Below are 18,157 nucleotides of genomic sequence, written 5' to 3'. Positions count from 1 at the left end.
CATGAGCCATCTCACAACTGAATCCATCATCGGGGTGATCGGTGCCGGCACCATGGGCGCCGGTATCGCCCAGGTGGCCGCCAAGGCCGGTCACCCGGTTCTGCTGTTCGACGCGATGGAAGGGGCCGCGCAGAAAGGTCTCGACGGCGTGGCCAACGGCCTCGCCCGTCTGGTCGCCAAGGGCAAGATGAGCCAAGACCAGGTCGACGCGCTGGTCGGCCGTATCCAAGTGGTCGACTCGCTGAACGATCTGGCGCCGGCGGCGCTGGTGGTCGAAGCGATCGTCGAACGGCTGGATATCAAGCAGCAGGTGTTCGGCGATCTGGAAAAGATCTGTGCTGAAAACACCATCATCGCCTCCAACACCTCATCGATCTCGATCACTGCGATCGGCGCCAAGCTGGCGCGGCCGCAGAACCTGGTCGGCATGCACTTCTTCAACCCGGCGCCGATCATGAAGCTGGTCGAGGTGATCAGCGGCCTGGATACCGATCCGGCCGTTGCCGAAGCGATCTACCAGCTGTCCGAGCGCTGGGGCAAGCAGCCGGTGCACGCCAAGTCCACCCCGGGCTTCATCGTCAACCGGGTGGCCCGGCCGTTCTACGCTGAAGGACTGCGGGTCGCCGAGGAAGGCGGCGCCGACATCGCTACCATCGACGCGCTGCTGAAACAGTGCGGCGGCTTCCGCATGGGGCCGTTCGAGCTGATGGACCTGATCGGCCACGACGTCAACTACGCGGTCACCTCGTCGGTATTCGAAGCCTACTACTACGACCAGCGTTTCCTGCCGGCGCTGATCCAGCTGGAGCTGGTCAACGCCGGCCACCTGGGCCGCAAGTCCGGCAAGGGCTTCTACGATTACAGCGAAGGCGCCGAAAAACCGCAGCCGCAGACCGCCGCGCCGGCACCGGCGCCAAAAACCATGACCGTCGAAGGCAGCCTGGGCGTCGCGGAGCCGCTGGTAGCGCTGTGCGAACAGGCCGGTATCAAGGTATTCCGCGAGGATGACGGCAATGGCTGCATCCGGGTTGGCGAGGCCACCTTGCTGCTGACCAACGGCCAGTTCGCCACCGCACGCGCGGCAGCATCCTCCAACCGCAACCTGATCCATTTCGACCTGGCACTGGATTACCAGAACGCCGATCGTATCGCGCTGTCACCGGCCGACCACGCCTCCGCCGAGGCGGTCAACACCGCGGTCGGCCTGTTCCAGGCGATCGGCAAGCAGGTCAGCCTGATCGACGATATCCCCGGCATGGCAGTGATGCGCACCGTGGCGATGCTGGCCAATGAGGGCTTCGATGCGGTCAACCAGCAGGTCTGCAGCGAAGAGGCGGTCGATATCGCCATGCAGGGCGGCGTCAACTACCCGCGCGGTCCGTTGGCCTGGGCCCAGCAGATCGGCCTGGGCAACGTGCTGCAGGTGCTGAACAACCTGGCCGGCGTCTACGGGGATGACCGTTACCGTGCATCGCCGTTACTGCGCCGTAAAGTCGCCGGAGGTATCTGATGAGCAACCCGCAAGCAAAAGCACTGGCACAGGCCTGCAGCGAGGCGATGCATGCCAACGATCACGCGGCCCAGGCCATGGGTATCGAGATCGTCGAGGTTGGTCCCGGCTACGCCAAACTGCAGATGACCGTGCGTAAGGACATGCTCAACGGCCACAACATGAGTCATGGCGGCTTTCTGTTCGCGATGGCCGACACCGCATTCGCCCACGCCTGCAACAGTTACAACCGGGTCACCGTGGCCAGCGGCTGCAATATCGACTACATCGCACCCGGCTTCGAGGGCGATCGGCTGACCGCCGTCGCCACCGAGCGCCAGCGCAAGGGGCGCACCGGCGTCTATGACGTGACCGTGCTGAATCAAAACGAAGAAGAACTGGCCTACTTCCGCGGCAAGTCCTACCAGATCAAGGGGACCCTGGTGCCGGAAGAGCTTGAATCCGCCTGACAGGAGAGAGCCTGATGAAAGACGCATTTATCTGCGACGCGATCCGCACCCCCTTCGGCCGTTACGGCGGCAGCCTGTCGCCGGTACGGGCCGACGACCTGGGCGCCATCCCGCTGAAAGCGCTGATGGAACGCAACCCGAACGTCGACTGGAGCCAGGTGGAGGACGTGATCTACGGCAACGCCAACCAGGCCGGTGAGGACAACCGTAACGTGGCGCGCATGTCCGCGCTGCTGGCCGGCCTGCCGACCGATGTGCCAGGCACCACCATCAACCGGTTGTGCGGTTCCGGCATGGACGCAATCGGCATGGCCGCCCGCGCCATCAAGGCCGGCGAGACCGAGCTGATGATCGCCGGCGGCTGCGAGTCGATGTCCCGCGCGCCGTTCGTAATGGGCAAGGCGGAGAGCGCCTTCAGCCGCAACCCGAACGGCCTGTACGACACCACCATCGGCTGGCGCTTCATCAACCCGAAGATGAAAGCCGAATACGGCGTCGACTCGATGCCGGAAACCGCCGAGAACGTGGCGGAGGATTTCAACATCTCCCGCGAAGACCAGGACCTGTTCGCCTTCCGCAGCCAGCAGAAGACCGCCGCGGCAATGGAACAGGGGCTGTTCAACGAGGAGATCGTGCCGGTCAGCATCCCGCAGCGTAAAGGCGATCCGCTCGTCGTCGATACCGACGAGCATCCGCGCGCCTCGACTACGCTGGAAGGCCTGGCCAAGCTGAAAGCGCCGTTCCGTGAAGGCGGCAGCGTTACCGCCGGCAACGCCTCCGGCGTGAACGACGGCGCCTGCGCGCTGCTGATCGCGTCCAAGGAAGCGGCCGAGAAACACGGCCTGACGCCGAAGGCGCGCGTGGTGGCGATGGCTACCGCCGGTCTGGCACCGCGCATCATGGGTTTCGGCCCGGCACCGGTAGCCCGCAAGGTGCTGGAGAAAGCCGGCCTGACGCTGGAGCAGATGGATGTGATCGAGCTGAACGAAGCCTTCGCTTCGCAGAGCCTGGCGGTGATGCGTGACCTCGGCTTGCCGGACGATGCCGCCCACGTCAATCCGAACGGCGGCGCCATCGCGCTGGGCCACCCGCTCGGCGCCAGCGGCGCGCGCCTGGTAACCACTGCCATGTATCAGCTGCACCGCACCGGTGGCCGCTATGCGCTGTGCACCATGTGCATCGGCGTCGGCCAGGGTATTGCACTGATCATCGAGCGCGTCTGAGCCGCGCTCCCGGGGCTCGTTTTCTCGGCGTGCCCCGAAATTTGCTCAGCCAGGGGTGAGTTCTAGATTAAAACGACTATAAGACAGGACAAGAAAAACTATGCAATACGACAAGCCGTTGCGCGGTGCGCTGGACCCGATCGAAACAGCCAGCATCGACGAGCTTCGCGACCTGCAGCTGAATCGCATGCAATGGAGCGTAGCCCATGCCTATAACAACATTCCTGCTTATCGCAATCTGTGCAAAGAGAAAGGCGTCCACCCGTTCGACCTGAAAACGCTGGACGACCTGAAACTGTTTCCGTTTACCACCAAGGCGTACCTGCGCGATAACTACCCGTTCAACACCTTTGCCGTGCCGATGAACGAGGTGGTCCGTGTGCACGCCTCCTCCGGTACCACCGGCAAACCGACCGTGGTCGGCTACACCCAGAACGATATCAACACCTGGGCCGATGTGGTGGCCCGCTCGATTCGTGCGGCCGGTGGCCACTACGGCGACAAGGTGCATATTTCCTACGGCTACGGCCTGTTCACTGGCGGCCTGGGCGCCCACTACGGCGCCGAGCGGCTGGGCTGCACCGTTATCCCGATGTCCGGCGGCCAGACCGAGAAGCAGGTCCAGCTGATGCGCGATTTCGACCCGGATATCATCATGGTGACCCCGTCCTACATGCTGAACCTGATCGACGAGATGGAGCGCCAGGGGCTGGATCCGCGCGATACCGCGCTGCGCCTCGGCATCTTCGGCGCCGAGCCCTGGACCGACGAGATGCGCAAGAACATCGAGACCCGCCTCGGCATCGATGCGGTCGACATCTACGGTCTGTCCGAGGTGATGGGTCCGGGCGTCGCCCAGGAGTGCATCGAAACCAAGGACGGCCCGACCATCTGGGAAGATCACTTCTATCCGGAGATCATCGACCCGAATACCGGTGAAGTGCTGCCGGACGGCGAGTACGGTGAACTGGTGTTCACCTCGCTGACCAAGGAAGCGCTGCCGATCATCCGTTACCGGACCCGCGACCTGACCCGCTTGCTGCCGGGTACCGCCCGTCCGATGCGCCGTATCGACAAGATCACCGGTCGCTCCGACGACATGCTGATCATCCGTGGCGTCAACGTGTTCCCGACCCAGATCGAGGAGCAGATCCTGAAGATCCCGGCGCTGGCACCGCACTACGAGATCGTGGTGACCCGCGACGGTAACCTGGACAACGTCGAGGTCAAGGTCGAGCTGGCGCCGGAAGCCCGTGATGCCGACAAGCAGCTGGTCGCCAAGGAACTGCAGCACCACGTCAAATCGCTGATCGGTATCAGCACCCGCGTCAACGTGGTCGACACCGGCTCGATCCCGCGCTCCGAAGGCAAAGCCAAGCGGGTGTTCGACAAGCGCAGCTTCAGTTAATCGCAGCTGCAAGCCAGAGGCTTAAAACACAGCCCGCAGTGTCAATGACACTGCGGGCTTTTTTAATTAACCCGGTGGGAAGCGCGTTCAGCGTGATCCGGCAATCCGGCGACTCTAGGCCATTAAACAACCGCTTCTGCTTGGGTATACAGACTGGTATGATCAATACATGATTAGCGCCGAGATTTAGACAAGAGCGCATTTAACCTGATTCGGATGCCAGCCATGCAATTGAGCCGATTTACCGACTATTCGCTTCGCGTGCTGTTCTATGTCGCCACCCACGACGAGCGGCTCTGCACCCTGGCGGAGATCGCCAACTACTACCAGATCTCCATCGAACATCTGCGCAAAGTCGTCCATTCGCTGGCTAAATCCGGCCACCTGGAGACCTTTCGCGGCAAGAACGGTGGCATCCGTATGAAGATGACGCCGGAGCAGGTCAATATCGGCGACCTGATCGCCCAGACCGAAGGTTTCGGCCCGCTGATCAACTGCGAGCAACAGCATTGCTGCCTGACCGGCATCTGCTCGCTGCAGGGTGCCCTGCACCAGGCCCAGCGAGCGTTCATGGACACCTTGCGCCAGTACACCCTGGCCCAACTGCTGAACAACGAGGCGATGAAGCTGCAGCTGATCAGCTCAGATCGCTGAGTTCCGGTGCCTCCACACCGAGCCTCTGATGCATCAGCGGGCTGGTGGTGGTGTACTGCAGCCTGACCGGCTTGTCCGGCTGCAACTGCTGTTTGATGGCAAACGCCGCCAGTGCTGCCTCGTGAAAGCCGCTCAGAATCAATTTCTGCTTGCCCGGATACCAGTTGATATCCCCGACCGCATAGACGCCGGGCTGGCTGGTCTGGAATTTCTCGGTATCGACCACCAGCTGATTGTGATGCAGTTCCAGCCGCCAGTTGCGCAGTTGTGCCACCTGTGGTGCCAGGCCGAACTGAACCAGCAGTTGATCGGCTTCAACCCTGCGGGTAACGCCGTCGCTTGATTGTACCCGGACAGCTTTTAGCTGCCCCTCCTCCCCGTCCAGTCCGGCGATCCGGCCGGTCAGCTGAAGCATCTGCAGCTCGTCACAGGCCTGCTGCATGCTGGCAACCGAGTGCGGCTGGGCGCGAAAGCGCTGGCTGCGGTGCACCAGCACGACCTCGCGGGCCACAGGGATCAGGTTCAACGCCCAATCCAGTGCCGAATCGCCACCGCCCACTACCACCACCCGCTTATCGCGGTAGCGTGCTATATCATCTACTGCGTAGTGCAGTGTATGACCCACGTAGCGATCGACCCCTGGAACCAGCAAGCGGATCGGCTCGAAGGCGCCACTGCCACCGGCAATCACCACCGCCCTGAATTCATGGACCAGCCCCCTGTCCGTTGTCAGTCGTATCCCTCCGCCGGCCACAGGCTCCAGTTGCGTAACTTTGTGGCCCAGCCGCCAGACGGGTGCAAAGGGCTCGATCTGTTTGCAGAGGTTGTCGACCAGCTGACGCGCACTGATCTCAGGACAGGCGGGAATGTCGTAGATCGGCTTATCCGGGTAGAGGCGGATGCATTGACCGCCGGGGGCGGGCAATGCATCGAACAGTTCCGCCCTGATCCCCTGCAAGCCAAGCTCGAACACCTGGAACAGACCGCAAGGGCCGGCGCCGATAACGGCAACCTCGCTGGAATTCATAAACGCCTCCTGATTTCATCCGTTCAGTGGAGCATCGCCTCACGCAGTACCGCTTCCGGATAACGCTGTTCCAGCCAGGGGAACAGTTCACGCTCCTCGAACCGCACATGCTCCTTCAACCGCTCGGCAAAGGCTTCGGCGGCCGTACGCCCCGGATCGGTTAGCAGCTGGCGCATCACCCGGTGCTCTTCCAGCAGCTGCTCCACCAGCGGCTGGTTTTCAGTCATCAGCGGTAACAGCCGCTCCTCCTCGATGGCAAAATGGGCCAGCAGGTCCTCGCTCTGCTCCCGGGTCTCCCGCCACAACGACTGCCAGTCCTCCTGCTGCGTCACCGCCTTGCTCAGCCGCATCGACAACACCAGTGCCTGGTGGTGCTCACGGCTTAATATCTTCAGTGGCTCAGCGCGCTTCATCGCGGTTCCGCTCCTTTTCCGTGACTGGTTCCTCAACCGCTGCTGCCCATGGCTGCGACTCATAACGGTTATGCGCCGCATCTCCGGTATAGCCATTACTGCAATGGCGTTCCGACAACGCAGTGCCGGTTACCTGCATCCACTGCTGATGCTGCTGTTCAAGCGAGTTGTTCATCGATCACCCCCCGTGCAAAACACTTTGATGTATATGATATCCATGTTATAAATCACACATTGATGTATATCAAGCACATTTTAAGAGGTCAGCAACATGGTTATCTGGTCAACAACTGAGATTGTAGTCTTCGCCGCCGTCGCACTGATGGTGCTGTTCAAACTGTGGTCGGTCTGGCACGTGGCACGACGCTCCCAGGCGAACCGCGAAGGCAAGCTGATCTTTCTGGGGGTTATCAGCTCCCTGACGCTGTTCGGCATCGGCGCCAAGCTCTACATCAGCCATCAGATGGGGATTTAGAGGCCTCTGAGCGGACCTCGGAGAGTCACGGAACGGTGGGTTAGTTCAGAACGCAGCTATTCACCGACTGGCAGGCACAGGCTCTATTGGTAGCCGGCCCAGCAGCTTAACATCAATCTCTGACATCACAATCCACCCAACTCTCTTTATTAAGACAGGGTCATGGTGGCAGTCGATCATGACGTTTTGCTACGTTTTTCTGAAATTTTTCAACTGCGTCATCAGCGTTGCGAAGATGGCTGGAAAGCGGTCACAAAGCCCGCTCCAGCCAACTGATTATTAAGGAAGTTTAAGCTCCTGCGGGGATACCAGAATGCCGTTGTTATCGGCATAGACATACTCGCCGGGACGGAAAGTGACACCACCAAAAGTGACTTCGACATTGAGATCGCCAAGGCCCCGCTTGTCGGTTTTCATCGGGTGGGTAGCGAGCGCCTGAACACCGAGATCGAGTTCGGCGATCGCACCGGCATCACGGATACAACCGTAGATGATGATCCCCTCCCAGCCGTTGTCGACCGCTTTTTCGGCCAGCATGTCACCGAGCATCGCCCGCCGCAGGGAGGCGCCGCCATCGACCACCAGCACCTTACCCTTGCCAGGCTGGGCCACCTGCTCACGGACCAGCGAGTTGTCCTCGTAGGCCTTGATGGTGACGATCTCGCCGCCGAAGATTTCGCGGCCGCCGAAGTTACCGAACATCGGCTCGACCACCTGTACCAGTTCCGGGTAGGCATCGCACAGGTCGGGCAACAGGTCTTTCATGGTTAACTCCTCGTTACTTGCAGATTTCCAATCATCGGGCCATGCCGCCATTTTGAATGTTTTTTATCGACCAGCGACGGCTCATGGCACCGGTTCAGGCTCGAAGACGCCATATTGGTGTATTGCAGCGGTAATTGCACTACCACCTAGGACGCAGATAGAGTGTCACAGACACATTTGTCCAGCTGAACGGAATTGATATGCCGGAGATCGAGATACGCAGCGCAATGCCACCCGATAGTGAAACGGTGCTGGAGATGTGGCTGGCACTGCAGCAATTGGCGGATGAACTACCGCCGCAGAACTTCGGCGCGCCACAACCGGCAGCGATGCGGGAGCAGTTGAGCCGGCAGCTGGACGCCACCCTGGACAGCGATATCGCCCAAGTACTGGTGGCGGAACTCGATAACCGGCTGGTCGCCACCCTCGCGGTCTACCTGTCCGCCAAACCCGGCTACCAGTTGGAGAAGTGTGGCGTGTTTTACAGCCTCTGGGTAGAACCGGGCCTGCGCCGCCTCAATATCGGCCGCCGACTGGTTGCAGAAGGCCACCGCTGGCTGAAAGAACAAGGCGCCTGCAGCGCCCAGGTCGGCTGGCACTGCGCCAACCAGCAGGCTAACCGTTTCTGGCAGGCCTGCGGTTTCCAACCCTACGAGACGATCGCCGGCCGCACCTTGTAGAGAAGAGACCGGCCGGGTAGGTTCAGTCGATCAGGGGCCCGCAAAGCCCCATCTCAACAGGGTTAAACAGCATCGACTACGGCCGGCTGCGCAATACCTCCAGCAGCATCTGCACCGGGTGCGGCAGCTGCTGGTCGCTGAGCCGCTTGACCTGCGAACGGCAGGAGTAGCCGGTGGCCACCAGCTTGCCGGCGTTGGCCGGATCCTCGACCACCTCGGCCCAGCTCAGTTCATAGATCTTGCGTGAGGTATCGGCATTGCCGGTCTCATGGCCGTACGTGCCGGACATGCCGCAGCAGCCCACCGGCTGCTGAACCAGTTGCTGACCCAGCGCGGCAAACACCGTCTGCCAGTCGCGCAGGCTCGGCGCCGCATTGGTGCGCTCGGTGCAGTGCGCCAGCATCCGGTATTCGTTGGCCGGCAGGTCGGCGGCATATTGCTTGATCTGCTCACCCTGCCCGGCCAGCCACTCCTGAATCAGCTGCACGTTCGGCAGTTCACCGTCGATAAAGTCGGCATATTCCGAGCGGTAGGTCAGCGTCATCGATGGATCGATACCGATCAGCGGCACACCGGTTTCAGCCAGCTCTGCCAGCATCTGCACATTGCGCTTGGCCGCCTTCTCGAAGGCGCCGAGGAAACCGTGCACGTGCAGCGGCTTACCGTTCGGCAGATAAGGTGCAACCTGGACGTAGAAGCCCAGTTCGCCGAGCAGGTCGACCAGGTCCAGCACCAGCCGGGTTTCGAAGTAGCTGGTGAAGGCGTCCTGCACGATAACCACCGTCTTGGCACGCTGGGCATCGCTCAGCGCCTCGATTGTCTCCGCGCTGGCCCAGTCGATACCGCGCTGCTCCAGGCCACGTTTCAGGCTGTGGGTGCAGATGCTCGGGCTGTCCACCATGCCGGCATAGTTACGCAGCAGGCCCCGTACCAGGCTGTTCTGCATCGCCCAGTTGTACGGCTGCGGGAACTTCGACAGCCAGGGGATCATGAACTCCAGCCCACCGATCATGTAATCCTTGGCCGGGCGCAGGTAACGGCCGTAGTAGACCTCCAGGAAACGGGCACGGAAGTCCGGCACGTTGACCTTGATCGGACACTGGCCGACGCAGGACTTACAGGCCAGGCAGCCGGCCATCGCCTCGTGCACCTCGTGCGAGAAGTCATAGTCACCGCGCCGCTTGGCCAGGGTATTGCGGATACGGCTCGGCAGGCTGCGCAGAAAGCCGCCGGCCCGCACCTGCTTGCCTTCGCGCACCAGGTCGACACTGTTGTTGGCCATCAACCGCAGCCACTCGCGGGTCAGCGACGCGCGTCCTTTCGGTGAATGAATGCGCTGGCGGGTGCCCTTCCAGCTCGGGCACATGGCGTCCTTCGGATCGTAGTTGAAGCAGGCGCCATTGCCATTGCAGAACATCGCCGCATCGTAGTACTGGCGTGTGTTGCGATCGATCTGGCGGTCATGCTCGCCGCGGGTCGGCACGCCGTCGATCTTCAGCAGCTCGGCGCCGTCGATCAGCGGGGTGGCAATCTTGCCAGGATTGAGCTGGTTGCGTGGGTCGAAGGCGCCCTTGATCCGCTGCAGCTCCGGGTAGAGTTTGCCGAAGAACTCGGGTGCGTATTCCGAACGCACCCCCTTGCCGTGCTCGCCCCACAACAGGCCGTGGTATTTCTGGGTCAGCTTGACCACGCCATCGGTGATGGTGCGGATCATCGGCGCCTGGGCTTCGTCCTTCATGTCGATCGCCGGCCGCACATGCAGCACCCCGGCATCGACATGACCGAACATGCCGTAGGCCAGATCGTGCGCGTCCAGCAACTGACGGAACTCCATGATGAAGTCGGCCAGGTGCTCCGGCGGCACCGCGGTATCCTCGACGAACGGGATCGGCCGCTGCTCGCCCTTGGCGTTGCCCAGCAAGCCGACCGCCTTCTTGCGCATCGCCCAGATCTTGTTGATTTCGCCACTGCCGTAGGCGACGCTGTAGCCGAAGCTCTTACCGCCGCTGCCGGCCACTGCCTGCAGGTGATCGGTCAGTCTGGCCACCTTGGCCTGCAGTTCGGCCTCGTCATCGCCGGTGTATTCCACCAGGTTGATGCCGCGAATGGCCGGTTCACCCTCACTGTGCGGGAAGTACGCCGCCACCGTATCCCAGATGATGTCGCCCATCGCCAGGTTCAGTACCTTGGAGTCGATGGTTTCGATCGAGGTCGGCCCCCAGGTCATCAGGTCCTTGGCGTCGCGCAGCGAAGCTTCGAAGCTGTCGTACTTGATATTGACCAGCGCGGCGTATTTCGGGATCGGCAGGCAGTTCAGCTTGGCTTCGGCGATAAACGCCAGCGACCCTTCGGCACCACAGAGCACCGAGTTCAGGTTGAAGCGGCCCTGCTCGTCACGGATATGGGCCAGGTCGTAGCCGGTCAGGCAGCGGTTCAGTTTGGGGAACTTGGCGTCGATCAGCTCCCGCTTGTCGCTGAAGATCCCGTCGACCAGCCGGTGCACCTCGCCGACCCGGTCGTCGCGCTGTTTGATCTCGTCCAGCTGCGCCTCATCCAGCGGGCCGGAGCGCCAGACGGTGCCATCCAGAAAAACGCTGTTCAACTCCAGCACATGGTCGCGGGTCTTGCCGTACAGCACCGAACCCTGACCGCTGGCATCGGTATTGATCATGCCGCCGACGGTGGCCCGGTTGCTGGTCGACAGCTCCGGCGCGAAGAACAGGCCGTACGGCTTCAGTGCGGCGTTCAGCTGATCCTTGACCACCCCGCCCTGCACCCGCACCCAGCGCTCTTCGGCGTTGATCTCCAATACCTGGTTCATATGTTTGGAGATATCCACCACCAGGCCGTCGGTCAGCGACTGACCGTTGGTGCCGGTACCACCGCCACGCGGGCTCAGCACCACCTTACTGAAGCGACTGTCATTGCTCAGCTTGGCGATACGCACAAGGTCGTCGATATGCTTCGGGTAAAGCACACCCTGCGGCAGCAGCTGATAGATGCTGTTGTCGGTCGACAGTGCCACCCGGTTGGCGTAATCGGCATTCAGGTCGCCCTCGAAGCCGGCCTCCTTCAGCGCCTCGATAAACGCCAGGTACTGCTGTTGAACCGTGTCTTCGATGGTGATGGACGGGATCATTGCTCACTCACTCTTGTCTTTCTCAACGAAGCCGGTGTTGAACCGGTTCCGTTGCTTGTCATTGCTTTATTTTCGATGGTGCCATGATGCAAAATGGCATTACCAAATACAAATGATAAAAAACAATAGATTAATCGATGATGCTGAATAATCTGTCGATCCGTCATCTGCGCGCCTTCGTCACCGTCGCCGACAGCGGCAGCTTCACCCAGGCCGCCCGCCGGCTGCACCTGACCCAGTCGACGCTGACCGCCACCATCAAGCAGCTGGAGGAACAGGCCGGTCTCAAGTTGCTCGATCGCACCACTCGCCAGGTTTTGCTCAACGCCGAGGGCGAGCGTTTTCTGCCGGTCGCCAAGCAGCTGCTGTCCAACTTCGACACCGCCTTGCACGACCTGCAGGCGGTCGCCGCCGGTCAATCGGGCAAGATCGGCATCGCCTGCTCGCCGTCGGTTCTGAGCCGGCTGCTACCGCCGCTGATCGACCGGTTCCACCGCCAGTACCCGCAGGTCGGCCTCTACCTGCGCGACGACAACGCCGCCGGCATCGAGCAGCGGGTGCTGAACAACGAGGTGGATTTCGGTATCGGCGGCAACCACTCCAGCCACAGCGAACTGGACTATCAGCCCTTACTGCGTGATCGCTACGGCGTGGTGCTGCCGCCGGACCATCCGCTGCTGGCGACCGAACAGCTGGACTGGCAGCAGCTGCAGCAACATCAGCTGATCTTCCTGACCAGCGATACCGGCATCCGCGCCCAGCTGTCGCGGATACCCGGCGAAGCCCCGGTCAAGCTGAACCTGGATGGCCCGCTGCTGGAGGTTTCCAACCCGGCCGGCCTGGCGGAGCTGGTACGCGCCCGGCTCGGTATCGCCATCCTGCCGGCACTGGCGGCCAGCACCGCCGCCTTCGCCGGACTGCACTACCAACCGCTCGACCATCCACTGCTGGCGCGGGAGATCTGCCTGCTGACCCGCAAGAGCCGCTCGCTCAGTCCAACCGCCGCTCAACTACGGGATCAACTGCTCTCCATGGTGCGCAGCAACACGCTTGGCCCGGCAATAGAGTGCGCGCTTTGAGCCGATTAGTGCAGGTATCTGTGCACCTGCAAAAATGTAAGGTTTTATCCGGCCCAACGCTACACATCCCCATACAAAGGTCGTAGAATTCAGCCCCGTAAACCAGCCTCATAAAAATAGTCATAACCCTGGTTTGTGCGTGTCTGCCGTCGGCAGGTGCAGCCGGTTATGACCTCCTGCCCACCGTCGCCCGACCGTAACAACTACGCTGTAAAAAACCTCAGGGTAAGACGCCGAACGCCCAGTCGCGCCTGCCCGTACCCGCTCAAGTCATCTGAAGGTTGTAGAAGTAATGACGGAATCACTGGTCCTGGTACTGAACTGCGGTAGCTCATCCATCAAATTCGCCATCATCGAACCCGCCAGCGGCGGCGAACTGCTGCAGGGGATCGCCGAACGGCTGTTCAGCAGCGAAGCCCAGCTGATCGTCAAACACAATGGCGAAAAACAGCTGACCGCGATTCCGGATGCCGACCACAAGGCGGCGATGAACGCCATCGTCGAGCAGATCCACCAGACCGGCGACCTGGCCGGGCGGATCGGCGCTGTCGGTCACCGGGTGGTGCACGGCGGCGAACGGTTCCGCTCGTCGATGCTGATTGACGACGAGGTGGTCAACGTGATCGCCAGCTGCAACCACCTGGCGCCATTGCACAACCCGGCCAATATCAGCGGTATCGAGATCGCCCGTGCCGCCTTCCCCGAGCTGCCGCACACCGCGGTGTTCGACACCGCCTTCCACCAGTCGATGCCGGAAAAAGCCTTTGTCTACCCGCTGCCGTACGAGCTTTATATCCACCACGGCGTGCGCCGCTACGGTTTTCATGGCACCAGCTTCCGCTATGTCGCCAGCCAGGCGGCCGCCGAACTGAACCGACCGCTGGACGACTGCGCACTGATCATCGCCCACCTGGGCAATGGCGCCAGCGTCAGCGCGGTGTTGAACGGCCAGAGCCTGGACACCTCGATGGGGATGACACCAAACGAAGGGGTGGTACACGGCACCCGTTGCGGCAGCATCGATCCGAGCATCCACGAATACCTGGCCCACCGCCTGGATATCAGCATTGAGCAGGTCAACGACCTGCTGTGGAAGCAGAGTGGCCTGCTCGGCATCTCCGGCATCAGCAACGACTGCCGCACCATCGAGGACGCCGCCGACAAGGATCATAAGCGCGCCCAGTTGGCGCTGGAGATCTACGCCTACCGGCTGGCCAAGGAGATCGCCGCGCTGATGGTGCCGCTGGGCCGGCTCGATGCGCTGGTGTTCACCGGCGGCATCGGCGAGAACTCGGTGCGGATCCGCGCCGAGGTGATCCGCCAGCTCGGCTTCCTCGGCCTGACGCTGGATGAGCAGCGTAACGCCGCCGCCATCCGCGGTGTCCAGGGGCCGATCACCGCGGACGGCAGCCGTGCCTGCGCACTGGTGATCCCGACCAACGAAGAGCTGATGATCGCCCAGGACGCGGCGCAGTTCATCGCCCAGTAACCCGGCCAGGCAGGATCGAAGATGTCACAAGCATTGATGGTAGTACCCACCGGCCTCGGCGCCGGCCTGACCACCGCGGTACTGGGGCTGTTCCACGCCATGGACCGCCAGGGGATCAAAGTTCACTTCTTCAAGCCGATCGCCCAGCCGGTACGCGGCGACGAAACCGACGACCGCTCGATCGAGATGCTGCAGCCCAGCTGCGAGTTTCCGATCGCCCAGGCGATCAATATCCGCGAGGCGGAACACCTGGTCAGCGAAGGCCGCGGCGACGAACTGCTGGAGGAGATCGTCGCCCGCTACGAACAGTCGCTGCCGGCCGGCAACGAGGTGGTGATCATCGAGGGGATGGTGCCGACCCATAACCAGCCCTACGCCACCCGGATCAACAAGGAGATCGCCAAGGCGCTGGACGCCCAGGTGGTGCTGGTCGCCGCGCCGGGCAACGATACCCCGGCGGCATTCGAAGACCATATCGATATCACCGCCCGTGCCTACGGCGGTATCCACAACCCCAAGGTGCTCGGTTGCATCCTCAACAAGCTGGACGCACCGGTCGACCGCGAAGGCCGCCTGCAACCGGACGGTGACGATACGGTAACCCACAGCATCACCGAGCAGGTGGTGCGCGAACACTGCCGGATCTTCAGCAACAGTTTCCGCATTCTCGGCTGCATCCCCTGGGACCGGGAACTGATCGCACCGCGGGTGCGCGACATCGCCGAATACCTGAACGCCCGGGTGATCAATCAGGGCGAACTGGACAGCCGCCGGGTCAAGCGGATCACCATGTGCGCCCGTACGGTCGCCAATGCGGTGGAGGAGTTGAAGCCGGGCACCCTGGTGTTCACCCCCGGCGACCGCGACGACATCATCCTGGCCACCTGCCTGGCCGGTTTGAACGGGGTCGACCTGGCCGCCCTGGTACTGACCGGCGGCATCGAACCCTCACCGACAGTGATGAAACTCTGCGCTGGCGCCCACCACGCCGGCCTGCCGGTATTGAGCGTCTCCACCGATAGCTGGCAGACCGCCCGCAATATGCCGCGGCTGGACCGGGAGATCCCGGCCGACGACCTGGAGCGGGTTCAGCAGATAAAGGAAGCGACCGCCGCCTATATCGACAGCGACTGGCTGCAGCGCTTCGTCGAACCGAGCTACGAACGCCGGCTGTCGCCGCCGGCCTTCCGCTACCAGCTGATCGAACGGGCCCGCCGCGCCAACAAAATCATCGTGCTACCGGAAGGTGACGAACCCCGTACCGTCAAGGCCGCGGCGATCTGTGCCCAGCGCGGCATCGCCCGCTGCGCCCTGCTGGGCGATCCGGAGGAGATCCACCGGGTGGCGAAGAACCAGGATCTGGAGCTGGGCGAAGGGGTCGAGATCTTCGACCCGGCCAAGATCCGCAACCACTACGTCGGCCGGATGGTCGAACTGCGCAAACACAAGGGGATGACCGAGATCATCGCTGCCGAGCAGCTGCAGGACAACGTGGTGCTGGCCACCCTGATGTTGGAGATGGGCCATGTCGACGGGCTGGTCAGCGGCGCGGTGCACACCACCGCCAACACCATCAGACCGCCGCTGCAGCTGATCAAGACCGCACCGGACACCAACCTGGTGTCCTCGGTGTTCTTCATGTGCCTGCCGGACCAGGTACTGGTGTACGGCGACTGTGCGATCAACCCGGACCCGAACGCCGAACAGCTGGCCGATATCGCCATCCAGTCGGCCGATTCGGCCCGCGCCTTCGGCATTCCGCCTCGGGTGGCGATGATCAGCTACTCGACCCGCAGCTCCGGCCATGGCGCCGACGTCGACAAGGTTCGCGAGGCCACCCGGATCGCCAAGGAGAAGCGGCCCGACCTGCTGATCGACGGCCCGCTGCAGTACGATGCGGCGGTAATGGAAAGCGTGGCCCAGTCCAAGGCACCGGGCAGCTCGGTGGCCGGCAAGGCGACGGTATTCGTATTCCCCGACCTGAACACAGGCAACACCACCTACAAGGCGGTGCAGCGCAGCGCCGACGTGATTAGTATCGGGCCGATGCTGCAGGGGATGCGCAAGCCGGTCAACGACCTGTCGCGCGGCGCACTGGTCGACGATATCGTGTTCACCATCGCGTTGACCGCGATCCAGGCCGACGCCGGTTGATTTGTTCAATCCCTTCCTGTTTTAGCGGACAGGGTAGGAGGAGCCTTAAGGCTCGACTTGCTTGGAAATTCGGTGCCAACATCGGTCGCCCGCGGAGCGGGCTGCTACACAGGCAGAATATTCCTTGTTGTGGGAGGGGCTTCAGCCGCGACCGACTCCCCCCTGTTGCAGCCCCTAGCCTTTCCGCATCACGATATGGGCGGGAGATGTTAATATCCCCGCCTTTCCATCCCCTAAAGAAACTGAAGAAGCCAAGTCCTATGAGTACCGCCCTCGCCCGCCATATCCTGGTAAAAACCCGACAGGAAGCGGAACAGCTGAAACAGCAACTGGCCAAGAGTGCCGACTTCGGCCAGCTGGCCAAAAAGCATTCGCTGTGCAACTCCCGTAAGCGCGGCGGCGACCTAGGAGAGGTGCGGCCCGGCCAGATGGTCAAGGCGATCGACAACGTGATCTTCCGCAAGAAAGAGCTGGTGGTGCACGGCCCGATCAAGACCCAGTTCGGTTTCCACCTGGTGGAAGTGATCTACCGCGGCTGATTTTTCCTTTTTTTGATACGGGTTGCGCCCCAACCCCCAGCGGATCGCCTGCCCGTTCCTCGCACGTTTTTTGCCCCCGGTCCTACTGTAGGAGAGCTTCCGGTCGGGCACTCAGGCGCGACCAACGTAATTCGGGGCAAACCTCGCCTCCTCGTCTGTCACGGCAAACGTCCAAACAATTCACAGCGCCTCGCTGGTTAATTGAGCGATTTTTCAATATATTCCTGAACGAACCCTAAATTAAGGACTATCCCTTAGGGGATAATCTTGAATTTCCATGGAATACCGTTGGCTCTCCAGCGCTTGAGGGGCTTTGCGGGAAGAAGGAGGATGGTGGAATGCCCTGCGCAATTGGATTCGATGTTTACGGCACCCTGGTGGACCCGGTCGCCGTGGCCTACAAACTCGGCGACCTGATCGGCGATGAGGCGGAAGCCTTCGGCCGGCTCTGGCATGACAAGAAGGTGGAGTATGCGTTTCGCCGCGCACTGATGGGCCGCTACGAGGATTTCGGCACCTGCACCCACGACGCCCTGCGCTACTGCCTGCAGGTCTACAACCTGGAACTTTCGGACCAGCAGCAGCAAGCACTGCTGACAGAGTTCCTGACGCTTGATGCCTTCAACGACGTGATTCCCGGCTTGCAGGCACTGAAAGCCCAGGGCCACACCCTGGTCGCCTTCTCCAACGGTCCGGAACGTTCGGTTCGCCCGCTGCTGGAACAGGCCGGCGTACTGCCGCTGCTGAGCGATATCGTCAGCGTCGACGACAAACGCACCTACAAGCCGAATCCGGTGGTTTACGACTACCTGGTCGAACGGACCGGCAGCCGCAAAGAGGATTGCTGGCTGGTCTCCAGCAACCCCTGGGATGTGATCGGCGGCAAGAGCGCCGGCCTGAACGCCGCCTGGATCAAACGCAGCGACAAGACCCTGTTCGACCCCTGGGGGATCGAGCCGGATCTGGTGGTGGCGGATCTGGTTGAACTAGGTAAAGCTCTGTAGGGTGTGCGCGCTGCCCCTCATCTTAAGTAGGAAATGGGATGGACCCACCCTCCCTCTCAGCGCGCCTACGCTGAGAAGGTCACCCAAACCGAAAGAGAGGGGTCCATCTCATGCAAGTTAAGACACTGGCTATCGATCTTGGCAAATCC

17 protein-coding genes are annotated in these 18,157 nt (G+C 61.9%); 12 read left to right on the top strand and 5 right to left on the bottom strand.

The annotated features are described in order from the left end of the window. The first annotated feature begins 1 nt into the window (after position 1). From paaH to K6T12_RS11120, 5 genes are all read left to right on the top strand, one after another. Positions 2-1,510, top strand: a complete 1,509-nt coding sequence (gene paaH, locus K6T12_RS11140) for a 3-hydroxyacyl-CoA dehydrogenase PaaH (RefSeq protein WP_222222453.1) — start codon at positions 2-4, stop codon at positions 1,508-1,510. Then, positions 1,510-1,959, top strand: coding sequence for a hydroxyphenylacetyl-CoA thioesterase PaaI (gene paaI / locus K6T12_RS11135; protein ID WP_222222452.1), 450 nt, complete (start codon positions 1,510-1,512; stop codon positions 1,957-1,959). Before paaH ends, paaI begins: the two co-directional genes overlap by 1 nt. Positions 1,960-1,973: 14 nt before the next feature. After that, the gene (pcaF, locus tag K6T12_RS11130; protein WP_222222451.1) at positions 1,974-3,182 is read left to right on the top strand and encodes a 3-oxoadipyl-CoA thiolase; all 1,209 of its coding nucleotides are present in this window, start codon (positions 1,974-1,976) and stop codon (positions 3,180-3,182) included. A gap of 100 nt (positions 3,183-3,282) precedes the next feature. Continuing rightward, positions 3,283-4,590 (top strand): phenylacetate--CoA ligase PaaK, encoded by a 1,308-nt coding sequence (gene paaK, locus K6T12_RS11125; RefSeq protein WP_222222450.1) that lies wholly within the window; start codon positions 3,283-3,285, stop codon positions 4,588-4,590. Positions 4,591-4,815: 225 nt separating this feature from the next. After that, positions 4,816-5,244: an RrF2 family transcriptional regulator gene (locus tag K6T12_RS11120; protein WP_222222449.1), complete on the top strand. Its 429-nt coding sequence runs from the start codon at positions 4,816-4,818 to the stop codon at positions 5,242-5,244. Here the strand turns inward: K6T12_RS11120 and K6T12_RS11115 are convergent. Genes K6T12_RS11115 through K6T12_RS11105 form a run of 3 tightly spaced genes read right to left on the bottom strand, consistent with a single transcriptional unit; the run spans position 5,228 to position 6,859 of the window. Beyond that, entirely contained in the window at positions 5,228-6,271 is a 1,044-nt protein-coding gene (locus K6T12_RS11115; protein WP_222222448.1) for an NAD(P)/FAD-dependent oxidoreductase, read from the bottom strand. The genes K6T12_RS11120 and K6T12_RS11115 overlap by 17 nt on opposite strands. A gap of 23 nt (positions 6,272-6,294) precedes the next feature. Beyond that, positions 6,295-6,684: a hemerythrin domain-containing protein gene (locus tag K6T12_RS11110; protein ID WP_222222447.1), complete on the bottom strand. Its 390-nt coding sequence runs from the start codon at positions 6,682-6,684 to the stop codon at positions 6,295-6,297. Beyond that, complete coding sequence (locus K6T12_RS11105) at positions 6,671-6,859, bottom strand: hypothetical protein (protein WP_222222446.1); 189 nt, start codon at positions 6,857-6,859, stop codon at positions 6,671-6,673. The genes K6T12_RS11110 and K6T12_RS11105 overlap by 14 nt, the downstream gene beginning before the upstream one ends. Before the next feature lie 96 nt (positions 6,860-6,955). Here K6T12_RS11105 and K6T12_RS11100 point away from each other — a divergent pair, with 96 nt between their 5' ends. Next, positions 6,956-7,159, top strand: coding sequence for a hypothetical protein (locus K6T12_RS11100; RefSeq protein ID WP_222222445.1), 204 nt, complete (start codon positions 6,956-6,958; stop codon positions 7,157-7,159). Between the two features lie 279 nt (positions 7,160-7,438). Here K6T12_RS11100 and K6T12_RS11095 read toward each other — a convergent pair whose 3' ends face one another. After that, positions 7,439-7,924 (bottom strand): putative 4-hydroxy-4-methyl-2-oxoglutarate aldolase, encoded by a 486-nt coding sequence (locus tag K6T12_RS11095; RefSeq protein WP_222222444.1) that lies wholly within the window; start codon positions 7,922-7,924, stop codon positions 7,439-7,441. 200 nt (positions 7,925-8,124) lie between these two features. Here K6T12_RS11095 and K6T12_RS11090 point away from each other — a divergent pair, with 200 nt between their 5' ends. Continuing rightward, positions 8,125-8,604 (top strand): GNAT family N-acetyltransferase, encoded by a 480-nt coding sequence (locus tag K6T12_RS11090; protein ID WP_222222443.1) that lies wholly within the window; start codon positions 8,125-8,127, stop codon positions 8,602-8,604. A gap of 76 nt (positions 8,605-8,680) precedes the next feature. Here K6T12_RS11090 and ydiJ read toward each other — a convergent pair whose 3' ends face one another. Then, positions 8,681-11,743: a D-2-hydroxyglutarate dehydrogenase YdiJ gene (gene ydiJ, locus K6T12_RS11085; protein ID WP_222222442.1), complete on the bottom strand. Its 3,063-nt coding sequence runs from the start codon at positions 11,741-11,743 to the stop codon at positions 8,681-8,683. A 137-nt stretch (positions 11,744-11,880) separates the two neighbouring features. On the opposite strand from ydiJ, the gene K6T12_RS11080 reads away from it, so the two are divergent. The 5 genes from K6T12_RS11080 to K6T12_RS11060 all read left to right on the top strand — a co-directional run bounded on the left by K6T12_RS11080 (position 11,881) and on the right by K6T12_RS11060 (position 18,008). Continuing rightward, positions 11,881-12,822 carry a LysR family transcriptional regulator gene (locus K6T12_RS11080; RefSeq protein ID WP_255611675.1) on the top strand — a complete coding sequence of 314 codons (942 nt, stop codon included), beginning with the start codon at positions 11,881-11,883 and terminating at the stop codon, positions 12,820-12,822. A gap of 292 nt (positions 12,823-13,114) precedes the next feature. After that, a complete protein-coding gene (locus K6T12_RS11075; RefSeq protein WP_222222440.1) occupies positions 13,115-14,311 on the top strand; it encodes an acetate/propionate family kinase in 1,197 nt (398 codons plus the stop codon). 21 nt (positions 14,312-14,332) lie between these two features. Then, positions 14,333-16,465 carry a phosphate acetyltransferase gene (gene pta / locus K6T12_RS11070; protein WP_222222438.1) on the top strand — a complete coding sequence of 711 codons (2,133 nt, stop codon included), beginning with the start codon at positions 14,333-14,335 and terminating at the stop codon, positions 16,463-16,465. Positions 16,466-16,725: 260 nt separating this feature from the next. Further along, a complete protein-coding gene (locus K6T12_RS11065; protein WP_222222436.1) occupies positions 16,726-17,004 on the top strand; it encodes a peptidylprolyl isomerase in 279 nt (92 codons plus the stop codon). Between the two features lie 338 nt (positions 17,005-17,342). Further along, complete coding sequence (locus tag K6T12_RS11060) at positions 17,343-18,008, top strand: haloacid dehalogenase type II (RefSeq protein WP_222222434.1); 666 nt, start codon at positions 17,343-17,345, stop codon at positions 18,006-18,008. Positions 18,009-18,157 lie beyond the last annotated feature (149 nt).

The sequence above is a fragment of the Marinobacterium arenosum genome, assembly GCF_019795155.1.
Classification (GTDB): Bacteria; Pseudomonadota; Gammaproteobacteria; order Pseudomonadales; family Balneatricaceae; genus Marinobacterium_C; species Marinobacterium_C arenosum.
This window is presented reverse-complemented; position numbering and strand designations above follow the sequence as displayed.